This window comes from Ruegeria sp. CDSA079, assembly GCF_059612245.1.
The window spans coordinates 1-21161 of the sequence record NZ_JBXWQF010000031.1 but is presented as its reverse complement, the minus strand read 5'-3'; the positions used below and the strand labels follow the sequence as shown (position 1 = coordinate 21161).

Sequence of the window (21161 nt, the reverse complement as noted above, 5' to 3'; positions counted from 1 at the left end):
GATCGCCTCCCTTAACCCTGAACTTGCGCCAACCGCTCTTCCAGGGTCGGGCCCGGAGGAACGAAGGTGATGTCTGAAAATCCGCGATCGATGTAACCGCCGTGCTCAACAGAAGAGCCTTGGTATCCGAACAACGGCCACACATCTTTGTTGTTGTAGATGGCGAAATAGGCGGTCCAGCGTACGCCTTGGAAGAAGCCTTCGTTTTGGAATTTCCGAAGGAGGCCCTCGCGTGCGTCAGGATCATCAATTTCAACGTATGGCACCCCAAACAGGGCTTCTGCCTGCTCGTTGATCCGCTTCAGACCATCCCGCAAGCCGTCCGCAGTATCCGCATCCTCCTCGGCATTTGTGGTGACCGTGTCTGCAATCGCCTTATAGTGGCTAATTTCCAGAAGGTCCGGGTGGGGATAGATATCCTGCGTCATTTGCAGAAGCGTCGCGCTTTCCGTCTCATCTAAGACGGACGCGAAGGCAGGATTTGCACTGCTGAGCATCGCGCTCGTCGTGACGCCAGCCATTGCAGTCGTCATTAGAAACATGCGGCGACTGACACCTGTCGTGTCCAAACCCCGCCGCCTTTGACGATGGAAACGTATGTTCATTTTCTCCTCCAGATTTTAGCTATCTTTTTTGGCTGAGCGTGTCGGACCGCCCATGGAATTCCCGGGCAGCGGCGCGCGCAAGGTCCAGTCGAGAAACCGTAGGGAAACTCTTGCGTCGGTCGCTGGCGAATTGCGTGGATCAGAAGCGGTGAAATCCGCCTCTCTGTGAGACGTAGAGGGGCGCGATACCCTCCAGGATGCCGCGGATGTATGGTGTCGCATTTTCCGATACGATAGCTTCGCACCCGTCGATCAACTCGAAGAACCGGCCAGCGTAGTTTTCGGCAAACCCTTTCACATGCAGGTCGCCATTCTGAGCGTCCGCATATCTTTCGATGATGTGCCAGGTGTTGCCGTTATCAGTTCGATACCATTCGTAAACCAGCGTACCCGGCTCGTTTTGAGTTCTCGCGACGAGTTCAGTCATGAGGTCTTCGAACTTGGCACCGTTTTCCGAGGGCACACCAACTTTCAGGTGAATATGGATCGTTTCGTTGGACATAGTTTCCTCCCTTTCCATACAAGCCGCTCTCCTCTTGCGGCTCATGTCTTTGCTCATGCTGCGGCAGAGTTCTGTGCGTCGAAGTGAATGGTTCGCAGAGCTGCAACTGAAGCTGTGTGCAGGTCTTGAACGAGGGCGCGAGGGGCCCGCATAGCCTTGTCGCTGGCAAGCTCCAAACTTGTGTGAGCGTCACAAGAGACCGCGCCCAATCCGAGATCTGCATTAAAGGCGTCAACCGCCCGAGTACCGGGTCCAACTGAGCCCTCGGTCAGGATCAGGGCATGGGCCAAAACCCGAGTTTTAGTTTCGCCAAGCGGCTTCCAGCGCTGCGCCGTACCCACGACCTTTTTCCCCTGAATGGAGAGATTCCAGTCGCCGTCGCAGAAACTGGTGGGCGTTGGACCTGTGGCCAGCCTAACTCCTGTGGAACCCAGCCCGTTGCGGATGATGCCAGTAATCAGCCTATAGCCATCATTGATCGTGAAACCGCGCGGCGCGGTGAAAGCGATTGTCAAATTGACAACCCCCGACCCTTGCGGAACAGCGCCGCCCCCGGTTGGCCGAGTAAAGACCGGCCAACCGCGCTTCAGCGAATGCGATGAAGCATCCTTGAAACCGTAGTATTTACGATACGAAGCCGGACAGACCAGTGCATCGTTTTCGCTGGCCCAGAGGCCCACGGCAGATTCCCGTGCGGAAAAAAGCTTGGCTTCAAAAGCCAAACCCTCGGCCGGGTTGGAAAACTGCCTTAGAAGGCCGGTCATTTGCCCATTCCTTCAATTTCTTCACATATCGAAGTCAGAAGGTCGCCCGCCGGGGCTCCGTCGAGTGCACGATGGTCAAAAGTTAATGACAGGCCCACATGCGGACGCAGTTCAATGCCGCCATCTTCGCTTCGAACTGCCCCGTCAATAAGGCGCCCAATACCCAGAATGCAGATTTGCGGGGCATTGATGATTGGTGTGAAGTGCTCGACCCTGGTCAATCCAAGATTACTTACAGTGAACGTGCCGCCAGTCATTTCTGTTACGCTGAGTTTGTTGGTCTTTGCCCGAGCGGCAAGGTCTTGTCGCGCCGCCCTCAGTTCAGAAACATCCATCTCACCCGCACCGAAGATCGCTGGTGCGACCAACAAGTTGCCCGGCAAGGCAATCGCAACCGACAGATCAATCCCGCTGGAAAGCTTGACGTCTTTTCCCTCTACTCTGCCGTTAGCGTCTGGGTTTTTCTTCAAAGCGCGTATAACGGCTGACATCAGAAGATCTTCAACCGAAGCCTTGGTTCCTGCCTCGGCCAACCGGGCCTTTTCCGCCAAAAGAGCGGTTGCGTCGGCGCTGCCCTGATGCGTCAGCTGAGCAGCTGTCTGCAGGCTTTTCACCATCGCGTCAGCGATCATCCCGCGCACACCCTTGAGCGGGACAGTTTTCACTTCGCCGCTCATTCTATCGATCCGATCACGGCGCCTTTGGCGACGACAGCATCGGCCTCTTCTTTGATTCTTACGGTCCCAGATGCCGGGGCAAGGATTTCGTACTGAACCTTGGCCGTCATAATTTCGGCGATCAGGGCACCTTCTTCGACAGTAGATCCATCATCAACCAGCCAGCTTGTGATGACGGTTTCCTCGTCCTCTTCCCATAGATCCGAAGGGATAACGATATCAGTTGCCATTTAGGCACTCCTTCCTTGTTCGGGGCCGCAATGTGCTGCCCCGTGCTTGATGGTTTCCACTGGTGTGTGGATCAGGCGGCTTTCATGTCGTTCCAGGCAGCAACGATCTTGTCCGGGTTGGGCAAGCAGTGTTGCTCCATGACCCGAGCGAACGGGATCGGAACATCCGGGAAAGCAATTCTTTTGGGCGCGGCTTTCAGCACCGAGATGTCATGCTCAGTCACGGTCGCGATGATTTCACCGGAAACGCCGTAGCTCATGTAATCTTCGTCAACGACGATCAGTCGGCCGGTCTTGGCCACCGAGGCGCGAATCGTTTCTCGGTCCAGCGGCACGAGGCTGACAAGGTCCACAACTTCGGCACTGACGCCTTGCGCTTCCAGCTTGGCAGCCGCCTTCAATGCGTTGTGAACGCCCATTCCAAGGCTAACAATGGTGACATCTGAACCTTCGCGAACCACTTTGGCCTTGCCGATTTCAACAGTGTAACTTTCCTCGGGAACATGAACTGTTGCTCCGGCCTCGGTACCTAACCACCCCATGCCTTGCAGGCTTTTGTGGTACATGTAGACCACGGGGCTATCGTCACGCATCGCTGCCGTCATCAGCCCTTTGGCGTCGTAAGCGTTGGAAGGGGCCACGACTTTCATACCCGGTAAATGGGCAAAGGTGCCGTAGACACATTGCGAGTGCTGACCAGCGTCCGAGTAGCCGCCGCCGGTCGAAGTCATCAGCACCATCGGTACTTTGAAATTGCCGCCCGAGAAGTAGATGTTCTTGGCCATTAGATTGTAGATCGCGTCAAAACAAACGCCGAAGAAGTCTACGAACATCAATTCTACGACCGGTCGCATCCCGTCCTGGGCTGCACCAACTGCGGCACCAATAAACGCTGTTTCCGAGATTGGAGTGTCGCGAACCCGTTCGGCGCCAAACTCGTCCAAGAGGCCGCGCGTATTGCCGTAAACCCCGCCCAGTGCACCGATATCTTCACCCATCACAAAAACGGAAGGGTCAATCTTCATTTCCTGCTGCATCGCCTCGGCCATAGCTCGGGCGATGGTCAGCTTTCTTTCGTTTGGTTTGTTCATTTTTCCTCCCTCCAGCTCAGGCAAAGACTGCTGTCAGCGCATCTTCAGGTGCTGGCTCTTCGCTTTCCCGGGCGAACTTGATTGCAGCCTCGACGCGTGCCGCGCTTTCGGCTTCGATTGCGTCGAGCTCAGCTTCGGTGGCTGCGCCATCGGCAAGCATTGTGGCCCGCATCTTCGGAATAGGATCCTTTTCGAAAAGCGCGTCTTTTTCGCCTTCTGGCCGATAGCCTTCGGCATCTCCCATGAAATGTCCTGCCAGGCGATATGTCTCGATTTCCAGAAGTGTCGGACCTTCGCCAGCGCGTGCTCGCGATATGGCTTCTCCGGCTGCGTCATAGATCGCATAGGGATCATTACCTTCGATGCGTTTTCCGGGGATGCCATAAGCCCCAGCACGATCCGCATTGTTCGTAACGGCTGTTGAGGCTTCTTTGGAAACGGAGATGCCCCATGCATTGTCCTCGATCACGCAGACAAAGGGCAGATTCCAAACGGCGGCCAAGTTCATGGCTTCATGCCAACCGCCCTGGTTAACTGCGCCCTCACCAACAAACGCAACCGCGACGCCCGGTTTGTTTTGCATCTTTCGCGAAAGAGCCGCACCTACCGCTGGCCCCATGCCTTGGGCAATAATCCCCGAGCAGGCAAAATTCACGTCGGCATCAAAGATATGCATGTGGCCGCCGCGTCCACCGGACAGGCCTGTCTTTTTCCCAAAGATTTCGGCTGCCATTTTGTCGAGGTCAACACCCTTGGCAATCGCTTGGTGGTGCGGACGATGCGTCGCCGTTACCACGTCATCAGGGTTGAGGTGCGCGCATACGCCGACGGCGACCGGTTCTTGACCGTCGCTGAGATGCATTTCCCCGGGAATTGGCCCGTTAGCCATATTAAAAACGGGCGTTTTGCCCTCGAAATAAATACCTGCAATGGTTTCTTCGAACCGGCGGCTCGTGACCATATTGCGATACATCCAATGCTGTTCTTCGCGAGTTGGTGTCATGCGCTCCTCCCAAGCATGCGATCGTGATGTCGCTCATGTTTCGTTGGGAAGGCTGGAGAGAAGCGCTGAATGCGGCAAGGAAATCGTTAGCCCTGCATCTCGCCAATTGCTTAACTGTCTCACCGCGAGACAGTTTTAGACAGTTCGAGACGATAACCCTCAAGCAACCACGACCACTGCATGAGGTCGCTTACCAAAATCGATATTGGAGATTCCTTCAGATTATTTTCAGAATCGGAAAACTGAACTCCGATTTGGGTCAATTTATCCTGCTGTGTGTTCAATCTACGTATGAGCCGTCAAACATCCATCCGGAGATGCCCAATGAAAGCAATGACCCTTGTTGAATACGGCGAGAACGCAAAGTTCGAACTTGCCGAAATTGAAACGCCGACTGCCAAGCCCGGCCATGTTGTCGTGCGCGTTGCAGCCACCAGCGTGAACACAGTGGATACTATGATACGTGCGATGGGCACGGATCTCCCTCTCTCGCCCGAACTACCCGCTGTTCTGGGTATGGACTTTGCCGGAACTGTCGAGGCCGTTGGGGACGGCGTGAGTGGCTTCAAGGTAGGCGACGAGGTTTACGGATGTGCTGGCGGCCTACTGGAGCTACAGGGTGCACTGGCTGAATACATGGTCGCTGATGCGCGTCTTATTGCACGCAAACCCAAGTCCCTTTCGATGCGAGAAGCCGCTGCGATCCCGCTGGTCGGCATTACTGCCTATGAGGGGCTGACCCGCGCAGGTGCTCAAGCAGGTCAGAAGGTTCTGGTGCAAGGTGGTGCCGGTGGAGTCGGTCACTTAGCCGTGCAACTTGCCAGGCATTTTGGTGCAGACGTCTTCGCAACCGGAACCGGTGCGTCGCAACTTGAAGTGATCGAGAGCTACGGTGCGACGGCAATCGATTTCATGAAGGAGAAGGTCGCAGACTTTGTCGAGGAACACACTGCCGGTGCAGGTTTCGAGACCATCTTTGACTCGGTTGGCGGGCCAAACATGACTAACTCCTTCGAGGCAGCAGCGCTGAACGGCAACATCGCCTCGACCGTTGCTCTGGTCGAGTTGGATCTTACTCCAGCACATTTCAAAGGCCTGTCACTGCACATCATCTTCATGCTGATCCCGATGATACACGACCACAAGCGTGATGAGCATGGCGCGATCCTGGCTAAATTAGCCGAAATCGTAGACGCAGGCGCATTGAGGCCACTGCTTGATGACCAGCGCTTCGGGTTTGAACAGGTCGGTGATGCCTATGATCGCCTGACCAGTGGCCAAGCCATCGGCAAGGTCGTTGTCGAACTTTGAAGCACTGCGCCTAATCCAACCTCTCGGGCAGCGCGCATTCAAAATGCGTCGCTGCCCACTTTTCTTTCTCCGAACCCAGCTTGAGAACTCAAGGAACTAAACTGCGATGCATGCGACGACCCGGCAAAATTTTGAAGCTCGGTTCAACGAGCTGGATCCTGCACCGAGGACATATGCTTCTGGTGTTAGTCTGATCAGGCGCAGCCGGTTCGACCTGAATCTCAATCAACAATGCACCCCGGAAAACGTCAGAGATTGGCTGTTGAACACAGCAGTTCTGACTAAGGACACCATCGACCTCACAAAGGAGTTTGCGGAACGGTTGGCGCAGGCAGGGTTGGGGGTTGGTCGTCTGAGTCTCAATGTTGGAACATTGCACCCGCAAGCCTTTGGATATGCGTGGAACTGGAGCACGACCGACGGGTTTTGCGATGAGATCCAAATTGGCGAGGAAGTCCTTCATTCTGACGGCTACAGAAAAACCCTCTTTTCAACGTGATGGAGTACGGCCGAATGGTTCGGGTGGCTCTTGAAAACGATGAAGGCGAAGCGGCAAGCCCTCTCATGAAAAGTCTCGGTAAAGAGGGCTTCTTGGAATATGCGGCGCTTCCGATGTCTGCGAGCTGCGGCAGATTTAACGCAATTACACTGGCCACGCGACAGCAAGGCGGGTTCGAAAGGGAACAACTGGAAAGTTTGACCCTCCTGATCAAGCTGTTCGGTTTGCATGTAGATCGACACGTCGCAGAGCGGATTACGAAGAACATCTCCCATACCTATCTTGGATGGGAAGCAGGCGAGCGCGTTGCAAGCGGGACGATCCAGCGGGGAACGGGCGTTCCGATCAGGGCAGTTGTATGGAGCTCTGATATGCGTGGTTTTTCTACGCTCTCTGAAAACATGGACAACCAATCCGTCGCAACGGTGCTCGATCACTACTTCACAGCCATGGCAGACGCAGTAAATCAGCATGGCGGCGACGTCTTGAAGTTTATTGGTGACGGTATGCTCGCCGTGTTTCCAATTGCTTCTTTTGAAACGTCTCAAAGCGCCGCTCAAGCGGCTGTTGAAGCCGCGCGACAAGCGCTATCCGAGCTGGATTTACTGACCGAGCGCATGCGTAGTGAAACGGCTTGGTCTCCGCTACATGCGGGCATTGGTTTGCACTTGGGTGAAATCTTCTTTGGAAACATCGGCGCGGCGCAGCGCTTGGATTTTACCGTCATTGGCGAGGCCGTAAATCTGGCAAGCCGCATCGAGGGCTGCTGCAAACACCTGAAACGAGACCTGCTTTTCTCTTCAGAGGTCGCATGCCTTCTTGATGACGAGGTCGAGTCTCTGGGTACACGATGTCTCAAAGGATTCAACAAACCAGAGCAACTGTTTTCGTTGCATTCAATGGTTCGAAGCCCGGTAATGACCGTATTTTCAGGATGATTATATAAATAAAATAAAAACTGAAATCCGATTGCGTTCATTTATTTAAATTTTTCAGTCAGTAGATTGCGCTTCGGGTGAGGTGCTCCTCAAGAACCGCTTCGCCCTAACGGAAACGCCAACCTCCAAAACCGTTCTTGTCCGAACGGTTCGAAACAGGAAATGAGGAACCAAAATGAAGTATGAGAACTTCACCACATTCAACGTGAAGGTTGAGAACGCGATCGCCACCGTCACGTTTGATTTCGGCTCCGTCAACGTGCAGGGTCAGGAAATGCTGGCTGATCTGAACAGTCTTGCCATGCGGCTGGAGAGAGACCGCAGCGTCAAGGTTGTGGTCTTTGAATCGGCCAATCCGGAAATCTGGGTCTGCCACTACGACACCGAATTGTTGAAAGATATGTCGACCGAGGCTGTGTCGCGCGATGAAGCCCAGTTGTTGGACTTGCAAGCTGTCTGCGAAAGGATCAGTCGCGTACCTCAGGCAACAATCGCAAAACTGGAAGGCTTCGCCCGTGGCGGCGGTCACGAGTTGGCCCTGGCGCTGGACATGCGCTTTGCCGCGCGCGGTAAGTTCAAGTTTATGCAAATGGAAGTCGGCATGGGCATCCTGCCTTGCGGCGGCGGTGCATCACGCATGGCGCGTCAAACGGGTCTGGGTCGCGCACTTGAAATCATCCTAAGCGCGCAGGATTATAATGCGGATGACGCGGAACGGTTCGGCACAATCAACAAGGCGCTGGAACCCGACGAGATCGGACCATTTGTCGACGCGCTGGCCAAACGCATCGCACAGTTCCCGGCGGAGTCGATCAATGCCTGCAAACAAATGGTCTACGAGTCCATCGACAAGCCGATTGATGAAGCTCTGAAGGCTGAAGCCTATTGGCTGTATCAGGCAACCAGCAAAACCCCTGCGGTCAAACGCTTTGCTATCGCAGATGAGCAGAGACTCGAGCATGACATCGAAAACCAGCGCAACTGGGGCGAACTGGTGATGAAGGTTCAGGACATCAACTGATGTCTGCCACCCAGAACAAGGAAACCGTCCAATGCTTTTTTGAGCGGTTTTCTAAAACCAATGTGGAGGGGGCACTGTCCTTGCTGGACGCGGACGTCGTTTGGCAAGCGATGGGCCTCAAAAGCAACCCACCTGTGGATACACGGATGGATCGAGAAGGAATAGCCGAGCTTATCAAAAAGATGCGTGAAAGAATGCCCAGTGGCCTTCAGCTTAAGCCAACAGGCTGGACTGTCGAGGGTGATCGGGTCGCGATGGAAATGGAGTCCTACGGGACCAAAGTGAACGGAACTGTCTACAACAACTTCTACCATTTCTTGGTGACGTTGAAGGACGGCAAGATCACTGCAATCCGCGAATACATGGACACGCTGCATCTCAAGCAGGTCCTGATCGACGACATCTGACCAAAATCTGCGCAGCTGACGGGCGCTTTCCAAATCCTGACGTTGTTAGGCTGCGGACCCGGTGCCCGCGATTTTAGACAACTTCACTTGCTGCTGCGGCGCTGTAGGCGGCGCAGCCTCCAACAAACGGAGACTAATGTAATCATGTCAGTCACTTCACTGGAACGCGCTCGTACAATTGAGCGACCTACACGAGACGAGATGCTGCAACGCGCACCTTCTGTTCAACAATTCTGGACCAAGAACCGGGACTTGTTCAAAGACGCCTGGACTGATTGGGAAAGTTCAGAGGGACGAGAACACGTGCTCGACTCGTCCCTTTTTGATCCACAATTGCGATCAGCTGTCGAACAAGCATGGGATGACCCAACCAAAGAGGCCGCGGTTCGAGAACTTTGGAAGGAAGTATTTCCTGGTGTTTACGCGACACAGTTCTTCGACCCGCAACGGCTCGCCGCTCTCAGGGATTATCTGGACGAGGTATCCAGCGCGGAAATTCCACTACGTCCTCCCTATGGGATCGTACTGAACCGGGGCGGCGCGCTGCTTGATCCGCGTTCGGAAGGGTATCTTGCGGCCCCAAGTTTCCAAGCTTTTTATAAAGGGCTGATGGACAGCTATATGAGGCCGGTTTCTCGTCTGCTGTTCCCCGATGTTGTCGGCTATGACACACAGACCTTTGGGTTCTCGATCCGCTGGCAAGAAAACAAAGATACCTCGTTGCGCCCGCATACCGACGCGTCCGCTGTGACGCTCAACATCAATCTGAACCTGCCGGGCGAGGATTTTTCAGGTTCTGCTGTCAGCTTTTTTGACAATGAAACGCGTCAGGTCAGCAAGCTTACATTTGAGCCGGGGACTGCTTTGATACACCACGGCAGTGTCCCCCATGCGTCCGAACCGATCACCAGCGGCGAGCGCTACAACTTTGTGCTCTGGCTCTATGGTGAAAACGGTCGGATCCCACCTCAAGGGGCGGAGCACAAGGAAATAGACGCGCGTCAGCGTTGGACTGTGCCAGCGGCCTCGTCCGACAATTTTGCACCGTTTTAGCAGAGTCGTTGAATCAACTTCATCGGTGCGAAACAAGCCTCGTCAGTCTGCACAGCGTTACCAGGTTACAAAATTGTGCCTGGTTGCGGTGCAGCTGACGAGCCGCGACAACCAGGATTGACTCCGTTTGATCCACCGAAGTCACAACCGAAGAGAGGACCAAGATGTCCAGAGTGATTGTGTATTTTGCCCATCCCGGGCAGCGCCATAGCCGGGCAAACTCGGCAATGGTAAAAGCTGCAAAGACCGTCGAAGGCATAACCTTTGTCGATCTGTACGCCGAGTACCCTCGCCACGATATAGATGTCGAACGGGAACAGCGTCGCTTGCTGGATCATGACGTGATCGTGTTTCAGTTTCCGCTGTATTGGTACTCGACGCCGAGCCTTCTGAAAGAGTGGCAGGATCTCGTTCTGCAACACGGGTTTGCGTACGATCACGGCGGCGACAAGCTGACAGGCAAGTCGATGGTGCTTGCGATTACTACTGGCGGGTCCGACGAAGCCTATACCGCTGCGGGGTATCAAAACTTTCCTCTCCGCTCATTTCTATACCCGCTTGAGCAAACCGCCCGACTTTGCGGGATGACTTTTGCACCGCCTTATGTGCTGTATTCCGCTCTGCAGGCGGACGAGGAAGGTGCCATCGTAAACCACACAAACGGATATAAGAAACTGCTGAACGCGCTTCAGGACGAAACCTTTGATTTCGCGAAGGCTGAGCAACAAGCCACGATGACATTTACCGATCTGCCCATTCGAGAGAAGGCCTGACCCATGAACGATTTTTTGCTTCTCGCGTTCGTCTTTCTAACAGCTGGTGTTGTCGCAGTCCCCATTGCTACACGTTTGGGTCTGGGGTCAGTCTTGGGCTATTTGATCGCTGGCATTGCGATCAGTCCTTTGCTGGCTGCACTCGGCGTGGACGTAATCTCGATCCAGCATTTCGCTGAATTTGGCGTCGTGATGATGCTGTTCCTTGTCGGGTTGGAGCTTGAGCCAAAAATGCTCTGGGCCATGCGATCCAAGCTGCTTGGTTTAGGCGGACTTCAGGTCGCTGCGACAACCGGTCTTGTGATGATCGTCGCGCTGTTCTTTGGGCAGCCTTGGACGGTTTCTCTTGCTATCGGCATGGTTCTCGCTTTGTCGTCGACGGCGATTGTCTTGCAGACCCTGAACGAAAAAGGGCTTATGAAAACGGACGGAGGCCAGTCAAGCTTCTCCGTCCTGCTTTTTCAGGACATCGCAGTCATTCCGATGTTGGCATTTATCCCTCTTCTCGCATTACCGGAACTCTCGGATTTTTCGCACGGTGTCGTCTCCACCTCAGGTCACGGGGCTGAAGTGGCACATACCGGAGACGCGCATGCATCCGATGGGCACGGAGGCGATGGGCACGCAAGCCTCAGCCTCGTGGACGGTCTGGCCGGTTGGCAAGTTGCATCCGTAACGATCGGAGCAGTCGTCGCAATCGTTCTCGGTGGCACATTCCTGACCCGTCCGATCTTTCGCTTCATCGCGATGGCTGGCCTGCGTGAGCTTTTTGTGGCGACCGCTCTTCTCTTCGTTATCGGAATTGCGCTTTTGATGATCGTCGTTGGTTTGTCCCCAGCGCTTGGGACATTCTTAGCCGGTGTGGTTCTTGCGAACAGCGAATACAGACACGAGTTGGAATCGAACATCGACCCATTCCGAGGGCTGCTCCTGGGGTTGTTCTTTATTACAGTTGGCGCAGGAATTGATTTTGCGCTGCTTGGCGAGAACTTCGTGACCATCTTGGCATTGACGCTTGGCGTGATCCTTTTGAAAGCCGGGGTTTTGTTTACTTTGGCTCACATCTTCCGGATCCAAGGAACCGACAAGTGGCTCTTTGGATTGGGACTTGCTCAAGCAGGAGAGTTCGGGTTCGTCTTGCTGTCCTTCACCGTCGCAAGCCACGTCATCCCGAAACCAATCGCGGATCAACTGCTGTTGGTTGTCGCGCTGTCCATGCTGCTTACTCCGGCTTTGTTCATCATCTACGACAAACTCATCCTATCCCGTTCAACCCAGGAACAGGAAAGAGAAGCAGACGCAATTGATGAGGACGGGGACGTGATCATTGTCGGTCACGGGCGTTTTGGTGGTGTTGTCAATCGAATGCTTCGAGCGGCAGGGTATACAACAACCGTTCTCGACTACAGCGCGTCACATCTCGAACTGCTCCGTTCGTTTGGTTTTAAAGTGTTTTTCGGTGATGCCACCAGACCAGACTTGTTGCATGCGGCAGGAATATCTAAAGCACGGTTGCTGGTGGTCGCGATTGACGGAAAAGAGCAGATCAATTCTCTGGTCCACCACGTACGCCACAACTATCCGAATGTAAAAATCATCGCGCGAGCGATAGACCGTCAGCATGTCTACGACCTCTATGCGGCCGGCGTTAAAGAAATCATCCGCGAGACGTTTGACTCCTCTGTGCGCACCGGGCGATCGGCGTTTGAAACCTTGGGCATGCACCCGTTTGAAGCTGAACTGCTCGCACGGCAATTTTCAGAGGACGACCGGCACATTCTTCGGGAAATGGCTGAAGTCTATGATCCCAATATCCCTTTGCAAGAAAACGCTGCCTATATCGAGAAATCACGGGTGCTGATGGAGGAACGCGACGCTCAGATTTTTGGTAAAGGCGATGCTTACGGTGATCGAACAGAATCCGGTTGGTTGCCGCCGTCAGGGAAGGATGTCGAGGCAGTCAAGGCCAATCACATGAAAACTGAGAAGGCTTCGCATCAATAGAATACTCTGCAGAATGGAAATCAACCGGTCTCAATCACAGCGCAAATCGAGCTTGCTAAGCTCTTAAGTTGGACTTAGGGCGGCCCAAAGTGAAACTTGGCCGTTTGCGTACACGCCGAGCTCGACTTCCCGAATAGCAAAGATTTATCGAACGAGCTGATATTGGGTTTCAGCGGATCACAGCGCACGTTTCAGAACGCGTTCAAAATATAAACGACGTCGGGGTGCGCTTTCATCGGCAAGTCCGAGTTCACAAACCATGTCGAAGGTCGGCTTTCCCGTTCACCAGAATACCTACTTCACCGGCGCAGCGAATGACTGCTGCCCGCCCGATCCCGCGCAAGTCGTATGACCGGCGAACTCGCTAACGTCCAAAAGTCAAAAGCAGAAAAGTGAGACACAATATTGGACACAAACCAATTTCCGAACACTACCCATTGACCCCACTTCATTTATTTTGTTAATTTTCAATATGTTGACAAAAAATCCTACCACCCCAGCCAGCTCATCAGAACATGGAACAACGACAGGCGCTTGGGTCACCGATACCCGAGAAATGCCCCAGTTTATGCCCCAGTCACCCGAACCACCCGTTAACAACTATAACGGGTTCTGCGGGGGTGCCCCTCCCACGTTGCGGGAGGAGCGGGTTAGCGTGTTTTGACCCGAGAGTTTTGCATAGCCACAGGGCTAAAGCAGACCCCAATCGACACCGTTCGCCTGCCGATCACGCTCATCCTGAAGGTTATCTCGGCGGTCACCGATGGTCAGATGGCGGGGATTGATACAGAGACGGTTATGGCAACGGTGGCGGATTACCTGATCGCGGGTGGCGGCAAGCCGGTGGGTGATGCAATAAACGAACCTGTAAGCTCGGTCCTGATGCCCGTGAAACCGAAGTTTCCTTGGTTGCTCCGTCTCGGTGACCATACATCCGTTTCCATCTACTTCCGTATTAGCCAGCAAGTCTTCCACGCGCCCTAACGCCTCGACGGCGACTCTGGCCTCGGTGATGAAAGATTTGACAGCGTTTCCAGCGTCAGTTCCCGGCTTTAGCTTGACCTCCTCGCAGGTAATGAACTTCTTCGACATCAGTGTCTGATTGAACCGAGATGTGAGCTTGGAGATGCCGTTGATCCCAATCGAGTTACTTGGACCAAACAGAGCACTTAGAACCTGTCCAATGGTGCTTTTTCCAGTTCCTTTCGTCTGGGAATACAGCAGTATCGAAAAACTTGGCTTTCTGCCCTCGTTCTGAAGACTCCAGGACAACCAGTCCAAGAAGAAGGTTCGATGACAGTCATGACCGAACATGCGCTCCAGCAGTTCCTGAAACATACCGTAATCGGCCTCGGTTAGGCCGACCGGCTGACGACTGTTTGTTGGCATTGATGAAGTGGCTGACCGTTGGCGCAGAAGCGGACGTTCGAGCGGACAACGGCGAAGGACCGTATCGAGCCCAAAGCGGTCATTGAATACTCAAGAAATCGGGACAACTGAGGAATATTATACCGCAAGAAACATGGCAATTTCCCACGACCTTCGGCGGTCAAAATTTGGTGCCAACAGATGGCTATGGTCTTTGGCGCTCATGGGCGTTCTATGGGCTCAAGACTTTGAAGACGGCTTGTTTGTCCAGAAATCAAGCAACATCTTCGCTATCTCGGTCTGGTGGTGGGCATAGACCACCACGTCGAGCTTTTCCTGGCCCAATTGGTTGCGTAGGGAGATTAGCTCGCCGCTTTCAATTTCCTTGTGCACCATGCTGAACGGCAGCCAACCAACACCGAGACCGTTCAGGATCATTTCCTTTGCTCCACTTGAAAAGGCCGTCTGGCAAACGGGGTTTTTGCTAAAATCGGCGGTTCCGAACGGGAGTTTGCTCTTGTTCAATGCTTCGCCGAAGTAGCTATTTTCGGGATAGACGACGGCCGGCGTATCCAAAGGCACGTCAACGTTTCCACGCACGGAATACCGCAATCCGCCACCGATGACCGGAATGAGGTAGTCGTGACCCCAAGTTCCGCGACGAATGCCTGCTCCGAACGGCATTGGGGCGACAGTTTGCGCCTCATAGCATAGCAGCATGTTGGTATCGCCGCGCAAGAACAGTGTGACACAATCGTTCAGATTGGCAGTTCTGAGACGAAAACGGAGCCCCTTGAACGTGGCACGTGCACGCAGTGCCATATCAGGGAAGGTGGAGACGACCGATGCGTGTGTCGCGGCGATCGTCACGATCGAAACGGTTGGACCATGTTGCGCAATTTTTGTGCGCAGGTCATTTAGCCTTGCGATCAAAGAGCGTATTTCGGCTTCGTTCGAGGCCAGTGCCGGACTGATCTCGACCCGGTTCGATTTGCGATCGAGAACTTCAATCCCTAGCCACTCCTCAAAACTGCGAATACGCCTTGAGAATGCTGGTTGTGTTATGTTTCTGCGGGCCGCGGCCCGCGTCATGTTCCGCTCTTCTAGAAGGGCCAGAACATCATCAAACCACAGCATATTCATCCGCACCTCCCTTGCACCCAAAGAAAATGTATTAGCAGCCTGCAAAATATGCACTGTTTTTCCTCTTTTCCTTTTGAAAGTGTTTGTCTGTAGGCAAAAGCGGGGAGAGTGTGGTGGCTGAGACAATTCAGATGACCGGTGGTGACGCGATGGTCGCGCCGGAGTTGGTTTTGAGCTTGTGCAAGGAGCTATCGCTGACGCTGGCGAAATTTCCCCGGGTATCGCTTGGCCATCTTCCTACGCCTTTGGAGCCGATGGATCGCCTGAGCGAGGTTTTGGGTGGTCCGCGTTTATGGGTCAAACGAGATGATTGCACCGGCCTTTCGTCGGGTGGGAACAAGACCCGTAAGCTGGAATTTCTGATGGCTGACGCAGTCCAGAAAGGCGCGGATACAATCATCACGCAGGGGGCGACGCAATCCAATCACGCGCGTCAAACAGCAGCGGCGGCCGCAAAACTTGGCATCTCGTGCCACATCCTGCTTGAGGATCGCACGGGTTCCAATGACCCGAACTATATTCTGAATGGAAATGTCCTGTTGGATCGACTGCATGGCGCCAGTGTGTCCAAGCGTCCCGGTGGGGCGGATATGAACGCCGAGATGGGAGCCTGCGCCGCGCAGATGAAGACAGAAGGGCAAAAACCCTACATCATCCCGGGCGGTGGATCGAACCCAATCGGGGCCTTGGGCTACGTAAATTGCGCGCGCGAGTTATGCGAACAGGCCGCCAATGCCGGATTGAAAATTGACGCGCTGGTACATGCGACCGGCAGCTCGGGTACGCAAGCTGGATTGGTCGCCGGGCTTGCCGCCCTAGAAAGTGACATTCACCTTTTGGGCATCGGTGTGCGCGCCCCGCAAGACAAACAGGAAAGTATGGTTCATGATCTGGCAGTGCGAACTGTCGAGTATATGGAGACGGGTACGCCCATTGCGCGCGAAAAAGTGCGCGCAAATTGCGACTACGTTGGTGCAGGATATGGTCTTCCCACTGAAGGGATGATTGACGCGCTTAAGTTGCTGGCCCGCACCGAAGGGCTTCTGTTCGACCCGGTCTATTCGGGTAAAGGGTTGGATGGTCTCATCGACCAAATCCGCAAGGGCTATTTCGACGGCATGGACAATGTCGTCTTTCTGCATACGGGCGGAAGTGCAGCCCTGTTTGGCTATCCCGAAACTCTTGAACTTCCCGGCTACGTGGCCTGAAACCTACAACAAACCAACAAGGAGATATCAAATGAAACTAAAAAAATACTTGATCAGCGCGGCTTTGGTTTCAGCTCTCGGTGCGCCACTCGCCGCTGAAGAGGTTAAGATCGGCGTTCCCACTTGGACCGGAGCACAAGCCATTGCTCATGTTTTGGGTGAGATCGTGACCACCCGCATCGGTGGCACAGTGGAGTATGTGCCCGGCAACAATGCCACAATTTTTCAAGCGATGGATCAGGGCAAGGGTGATATCGATGTTCACCCTGATGTTTGGTTGCCAAATCAGGAAGCGTTCACCAAGCAATATGTCGATGGTGCTGGCACTGTGACGCTGTCATCGAACCCTTATCAGGGCAATCAGGGCTTCTGCGTCTCCAAAGACTTTGCCGCAGATATGAATATCACCGACATCGCGGATCTTGGACGCCCCGATGTAGCGGCTGCGATGGACAGTGATGGCAATGGTAAGGGCGAGATGTGGATCGGTGCGCCCGGCTGGGCCTCGGCCAATGTGAACGAGGTGAAAGTGCGCGACTACGGCCTGCTGGACTTCATCGATCCGATCCGCGCGGAAGAAGCTGTGAAGACCGCACGGATCAAGGACAGTATAGCCAAAAACGACGGATATGCCTTCTACTGCTATGAGCCGCACGCCGTCTGGTACATGTTCGACGTGGTGATGCTGACCGAGCCGACTTATGACCCTGAAAAATACGTCATGGTGCAGCCCTCCGACGATCCTGACTGGTACAACAAATCGATGGTTGCCAGCAAGGACGCTCTGAAGGAAGTGCAGATCGCCTGGTCCAACTCGCTTGGGGATCGCTCGCCGGCGATTGCTGAGTTCTTCGCGAACTTCTCCCTGACCGCCGATGACGTAAGCTCGCTGGCCTTCGAGATCAGTGCCAATGGGCGCGATGCTGAGGAAGTTGCGGCCGAATGGGTTAACGCCAATTCCGATCGCGTGGATTCGATGCTGGGTCTCTGAGCTAGACCCAATAACAACGGGCAGCGCCAAGCGGAGCTGTCCCATTTGAAGGCACGCACGGGTGGGCGGATGAGCGACGAGACTGTAATCGAAATTTCCAACATCTGGAAAATCTTCGGGGCAAAACCTGAGGTCGCTCTTGAAGCCATTCTTGCGCGAGGCCTGACCAAGGCCGAAGTGCTTGCTGAATTCAACGCGGTGGTGGGCGTGGCCGATGTTAGCCTCAGCGTCAATCGCGGTGAGATCTTCTGTATCATGGGGCTCTCAGGAAGCGGCAAATCCACACTTGTGCGCCATTTCAATCGCCTGCTTGAACCAACGGCCGGCAAGATCGAGATCGAGGGCACGGACGTCATGGCGCTCGGCACAAGGGAACTTCAGGCTTTCCGCAACCGGAAAATCGGGATGGTGTTCCAGAATTTCGCGCTGATGCCCCACCGTTCGGTCCTTGATAATGTGGCAATGCCGTTGGAAATCCGCCAGGTGGCCAAAAACGAGCGCATGCGGCAGGCGGCCGCCATTCTCGATATTGTCGAACTGGGGGCGTGGGGGGCGAAGTTCGCGCACGAACTCTCTGGCGGCATGCAGCAACGTGTGGGTCTTGCCCGTGCGCTCGCGGCCAACCCTGATGTTCTATTGATGGATGAGCCATTCTCCGCACTTGATCCCCTCATCCGGCGGCAGCTGCAGGATGAGTTCATCCGGCTGTCGAAAATCCTCAAGAAAACAACGATCTTCATCACCCATGACCTTGATGAGGCTGTCCGCATCGGAGACCGGATTGCGATCATGCGTGACGGCAAGATGGTGCAGATCGGCTCGGCTGAGGACATTGTCATGCATCCCGCTGATGACTACGTCGCTGATTTCGTGGCCGGGATATCGCGCCTGAAGGTGGTGCATGCTCATGCGGCGATGCAGCCCTTGGACAGCTACCTCGCCACGCACGGCCCACTGCCGGCTGACATCGACCGGGTGGATCACAATGAGACACTTTCCGCTTTAATTACGCGAGCCATCGACGACGAACGACCGGTTCTGGTTTCCGAAGGCGGCGAAGACAGAGGTGTCATCACTCGAGCAGATCTGTTGCGCACCGTGATTGAAGGGACAGAAATGTCATGAGCGAAGATCTTGGTGTGAACCCCCTTGAAGACACAGAAAGCGAAGCCGCGCAGGCCTACGCCGAGGAACGCCGCGAGAATATCCGCACCTTTGTGCGCACCAGCCCTGATTACTACATCCGCAACTTCGACAAGATCGGCGCATCCGCGCGTTTTACGGCAACCTTCAACGCAATGGCAGGGCTCTTTGGTCCGATCTGGTTCGGCGCACGCGGGCTTTGGTCATGGGCATTGGCCTTTCTTGTCGTCGAAGCAATCGGATTTGTGCAGATCGCGCGGGGCCTGTTCGGAGACTTGGGGGCGGACGCGCTGGCCCGTGTGACCTCGATCGAAGGTACGCTAGATTTGCGCTACCAGCAGCTTGCGGCAGCGCAAGAGAGCGGCTCGGATCGAGCCGCGGCCATTCAACGCCAGATCGAAGGGCTGGAGGCCAATATTGAAGGCTTCCGCGCCGAGGCAGAGTTGCTCGCTGCGCAAGGCCCGTCGATTGCCCTCACCGGGTTAATCATCTTGCTTGTAGCCAAGCTCATACAGGCTGTGGCCGCCAACTGGGCATTGGAGGCCTGGTTTTCTGACTGGCTCTCAGATCGCACCATTCGCTCCGGCATGCCGGTCAGCCAGATTGTCTTCAGCGCGGGTTTTATGATCCTGTTGGTCGCGACCGCAATGGTTCACTACAGTTTCCCGGGCCGGTTTTCATTTCTTAGCGAATTTCCAACAGATAACTCAACTCGCCTGGCCAGCATTGATAGCGTAGAGGCATTTATCGCCTGGTGCGTTGCCAACAGTGTGTCGTTCTTTGACGGGCTCACTGCGGCCATTCGATGGTTGTTGGATGCCATGGAGGTTGCGTTGGTTCAGACCCCTTGGATCGTGGTGGCCGCGCTGATCATTCTGTTGACCTGGCTCACAGCTGGCTTGCGAATGGCTATATGGTCTGGTGCCTTTCTGGCCTACATGGGCCTTCTCGGCTTCTGGGAAAAAGCTATGACCACATTGGCGCTTCTCGGCACTGCGGCGCTGCTTTCCATCGTGATTGGCATTCCTTTGGGCATGTTCTCTGCGCGCCGGCCGCGCTTCTACGCTGTCATCCAGCCAATCATGGATTTCATGCAGACTATGCCTGCGTTTGTCTTCATGGTGCCTGTGATTGCCTTTTTTGGGGTTGGCAAGCCAGCGGCAGTTATTGTCACTATGATCTTCGGTGGGACACCCGTGGTACGCCTTACCGTTTTGGGTCTGCGTGGTGTTCCTGAAAGCGTGCGCGAAGCCGCGATCAGTTTTGGCGCCAACAAATGGTACCTTCTCACCAAGGTCGATCTGCCGCTCGCCAGCCCCTCTATTCGCGCCGGTATCAACCAGACAATCATGCTGTCACTGGCTATGGTCGTGGTGGCCTCGCTTATTGGCGCGAAGGGACTGGGCGAAGACGTCCTCGAGGCGCTGCAATACGCCAATGTGGGCCAGGGTATCCTCGCAGGCTTTGCCATTCTCTTCTGCGCGATGATTCTTGACCGGATCGTTCAAGGTCAGCGAAAGTGACTCCCCTTGTACTTGTTCATGGTTTCATGGGTGGTAGCGCACAATGGGATGGGTGTCGCGATACCCTGCACCAGCATGCTGATGTGATTGCAGTCGACCTGCCCGGGTTCGGAGTAAATGCCCATCTGCCACCAATTGACAGTATTGGCGGATATGCGGATTGGGTCGTCCGGCACCTCCGTGGCCTTGGAGTGGAGGAGTATCATCTGCTCGGTCACTCCATGGGCGGCATGATCGCTCAGGAAATTGCCGTTCGCGAAGGTGAAAGGATTGACCGTCTTGTGCTTTACGCAACTGGCGCGGCCGGTGTCTTGCCGGGGCGGTTCGAGACAATTGAGCACAGTAAAAAGCGCGCTGCGGAAAGCGGCCCGGCGGCCACCGCACGTCGGATCGCAGCGACTTGGTTTCTGGATTGCGAAGCTGCGCCAGGATATGAACACTGCGCCGGGATCGCCACTCAAGCTAAGCTGGCCGCCATAAATGCTGGGCTTGAAGCGATGCAATCCTGGTCAGGAGAGCAGAACCTTAGCCGAATCCGGCGGGAAACACTTGTGCTTTGGGGCGATCGAGATCGGACCTATCCGTGGAGCCAAATTCAAATGCTATGGGAGGCGATCCCCAATACATCGTTAGGAGTTATTCCGGGCTGCGCTCACGCGCTACATGCCGAGAAACCTGACTTATTCCTACGTTTAATCTCCGACTTTTTGGACCGCTGAGCAATGCAAACAACTTGGACTTTTGCTGGGCGGCAGCCGATGTCAGCTTTGTCCGCAACCCGGTCATTCAACCATAAAGTCCGAACGTCCGCTCCTCCTGAAACAGAGCAACCTCCTGCATCTAAATAAAGAAGCAACTGCAGGAGTATGATCCATGAAGTACCTGTCTGCCCTCGGCGTTCTCGTCG

At 54.7% G+C, this 21161-nt stretch carries 22 protein-coding genes and 1 pseudogene; 14 read left to right on the top strand and 9 right to left on the bottom strand.

All coding sequences use genetic code 11. The features are described 5' to 3' along the window. Positions 1-11 precede the first annotated feature (11 nt). The 7 genes from AC2FJZ_RS20845 to AC2FJZ_RS20815 form a co-directional block, all read right to left on the bottom strand. Positions 12-605: a hypothetical protein gene (locus AC2FJZ_RS20845; protein WP_496780049.1), complete on the bottom strand. Its 594-nt coding sequence runs from the start codon at positions 603-605 to the stop codon at positions 12-14. 139 nt (positions 606-744) lie between these two features. Further along, positions 745-1107: a putative quinol monooxygenase gene (locus AC2FJZ_RS20840; protein WP_496780047.1), complete on the bottom strand. Its 363-nt coding sequence runs from the start codon at positions 1105-1107 to the stop codon at positions 745-747. A 53-nt stretch (positions 1108-1160) separates the two neighbouring features. Continuing rightward, positions 1161-1871 (bottom strand): lipoyl protein ligase domain-containing protein, encoded by a 711-nt coding sequence (locus tag AC2FJZ_RS20835; protein ID WP_496780045.1) that lies wholly within the window; start codon positions 1869-1871, stop codon positions 1161-1163. Further along, complete coding sequence (locus AC2FJZ_RS20830) at positions 1868-2548, bottom strand: 2-oxo acid dehydrogenase subunit E2 (protein WP_496780043.1); 681 nt, start codon at positions 2546-2548, stop codon at positions 1868-1870. The genes AC2FJZ_RS20835 and AC2FJZ_RS20830 overlap by 4 nt, the downstream gene beginning before the upstream one ends. Further along, positions 2545-2778: a biotin/lipoyl-containing protein gene (locus tag AC2FJZ_RS20825; protein WP_496780042.1), complete on the bottom strand. Its 234-nt coding sequence runs from the start codon at positions 2776-2778 to the stop codon at positions 2545-2547. The genes AC2FJZ_RS20830 and AC2FJZ_RS20825 overlap by 4 nt, the downstream gene beginning before the upstream one ends. A gap of 71 nt (positions 2779-2849) precedes the next feature. Beyond that, the gene (locus tag AC2FJZ_RS20820; protein ID WP_496780041.1) at positions 2850-3869 is read right to left on the bottom strand and encodes an alpha-ketoacid dehydrogenase subunit beta; all 1020 of its coding nucleotides are present in this window, start codon (positions 3867-3869) and stop codon (positions 2850-2852) included. Positions 3870-3885: 16 nt separating this feature from the next. Next, positions 3886-4872: a thiamine pyrophosphate-dependent dehydrogenase E1 component subunit alpha gene (locus AC2FJZ_RS20815; protein WP_496780040.1), complete on the bottom strand. Its 987-nt coding sequence runs from the start codon at positions 4870-4872 to the stop codon at positions 3886-3888. Positions 4873-5196: 324 nt separating this feature from the next. Between AC2FJZ_RS20815 and AC2FJZ_RS20810 the strand changes: the two genes are divergently transcribed. From AC2FJZ_RS20810 to AC2FJZ_RS20770, 9 genes are all read left to right on the top strand, one after another. Continuing rightward, positions 5197-6183 carry a zinc-dependent alcohol dehydrogenase family protein gene (locus tag AC2FJZ_RS20810; RefSeq protein WP_496780038.1) on the top strand — a complete coding sequence of 329 codons (987 nt, stop codon included), beginning with the start codon at positions 5197-5199 and terminating at the stop codon, positions 6181-6183. A gap of 262 nt (positions 6184-6445) precedes the next feature. After that, entirely contained in the window at positions 6446-6682 is a 237-nt protein-coding gene (locus AC2FJZ_RS20805; protein ID WP_496780036.1) for a hypothetical protein, read from the top strand. Positions 6683-6696: 14 nt separating this feature from the next. Next, entirely contained in the window at positions 6697-7620 is a 924-nt protein-coding gene (locus tag AC2FJZ_RS20800) for an adenylate/guanylate cyclase domain-containing protein (RefSeq protein ID WP_496780034.1), read from the top strand. 175 nt (positions 7621-7795) lie between these two features. Further along, the gene (locus AC2FJZ_RS20795; protein WP_496780032.1) at positions 7796-8641 is read left to right on the top strand and encodes an enoyl-CoA hydratase/isomerase family protein; all 846 of its coding nucleotides are present in this window, start codon (positions 7796-7798) and stop codon (positions 8639-8641) included. Continuing rightward, the gene (locus tag AC2FJZ_RS20790) at positions 8641-9048 is read left to right on the top strand and encodes a nuclear transport factor 2 family protein (protein WP_496780030.1); all 408 of its coding nucleotides are present in this window, start codon (positions 8641-8643) and stop codon (positions 9046-9048) included. Before AC2FJZ_RS20795 ends, AC2FJZ_RS20790 begins: the two co-directional genes overlap by 1 nt. Before the next feature lie 144 nt (positions 9049-9192). Next, positions 9193-10101, top strand: a complete 909-nt coding sequence (locus tag AC2FJZ_RS20785; RefSeq protein ID WP_496780028.1) for a 2OG-Fe(II) oxygenase family protein — start codon at positions 9193-9195, stop codon at positions 10099-10101. A 164-nt stretch (positions 10102-10265) separates the two neighbouring features. Further along, positions 10266-10874 (top strand): NAD(P)H-dependent oxidoreductase, encoded by a 609-nt coding sequence (locus AC2FJZ_RS20780; protein ID WP_496780026.1) that lies wholly within the window; start codon positions 10266-10268, stop codon positions 10872-10874. A 3-nt stretch (positions 10875-10877) separates the two neighbouring features. Beyond that, positions 10878-12878 (top strand): cation:proton antiporter domain-containing protein, encoded by a 2001-nt coding sequence (locus AC2FJZ_RS20775; RefSeq protein WP_496780024.1) that lies wholly within the window; start codon positions 10878-10880, stop codon positions 12876-12878. A 660-nt stretch (positions 12879-13538) separates the two neighbouring features. Next, a complete protein-coding gene (locus AC2FJZ_RS20770) occupies positions 13539-13862 on the top strand; it encodes a hypothetical protein (protein ID WP_496780067.1) in 324 nt (107 codons plus the stop codon). 54 nt (positions 13863-13916) lie between these two features. Here AC2FJZ_RS20770 and AC2FJZ_RS20765 read toward each other — a convergent pair. Continuing rightward, positions 13917-14192, bottom strand: a pseudogene (locus AC2FJZ_RS20765) (primase-helicase family protein); the annotation flags it as partial. A gap of 294 nt (positions 14193-14486) precedes the next feature. Continuing rightward, complete coding sequence (locus AC2FJZ_RS20760) at positions 14487-15443, bottom strand: LysR family transcriptional regulator (RefSeq protein WP_496780022.1); 957 nt, start codon at positions 15441-15443, stop codon at positions 14487-14489. 140 nt (positions 15444-15583) lie between these two features. On the opposite strand from AC2FJZ_RS20760, the gene cuyA reads away from it, so the two are divergent. The 5 genes from cuyA to AC2FJZ_RS20735 all read left to right on the top strand — a co-directional run bounded on the left by cuyA (position 15584) and on the right by AC2FJZ_RS20735 (position 20973). Beyond that, positions 15584-16597, top strand: coding sequence for a D-cysteate sulfo-lyase (gene cuyA / locus AC2FJZ_RS20755; RefSeq protein ID WP_496674111.1), 1014 nt, complete (start codon positions 15584-15586; stop codon positions 16595-16597). A 31-nt stretch (positions 16598-16628) separates the two neighbouring features. Then, positions 16629-17588, top strand: coding sequence for an ABC transporter substrate-binding protein (locus AC2FJZ_RS20750; RefSeq protein ID WP_496674053.1), 960 nt, complete (start codon positions 16629-16631; stop codon positions 17586-17588). Positions 17589-17657: 69 nt separating this feature from the next. Continuing rightward, a complete protein-coding gene (locus AC2FJZ_RS20745; RefSeq protein ID WP_496674056.1) occupies positions 17658-18713 on the top strand; it encodes a quaternary amine ABC transporter ATP-binding protein in 1056 nt (351 codons plus the stop codon). Continuing rightward, the gene (locus AC2FJZ_RS20740; protein ID WP_496780020.1) at positions 18710-20254 is read left to right on the top strand and encodes an ABC transporter permease subunit; all 1545 of its coding nucleotides are present in this window, start codon (positions 18710-18712) and stop codon (positions 20252-20254) included. Before AC2FJZ_RS20745 ends, AC2FJZ_RS20740 begins: the two co-directional genes overlap by 4 nt. Further along, the gene (locus AC2FJZ_RS20735) at positions 20251-20973 is read left to right on the top strand and encodes an alpha/beta fold hydrolase (protein WP_496674062.1); all 723 of its coding nucleotides are present in this window, start codon (positions 20251-20253) and stop codon (positions 20971-20973) included. Before AC2FJZ_RS20740 ends, AC2FJZ_RS20735 begins: the two co-directional genes overlap by 4 nt. The last annotated feature ends 188 nt before the right edge of the window (positions 20974-21161 follow it).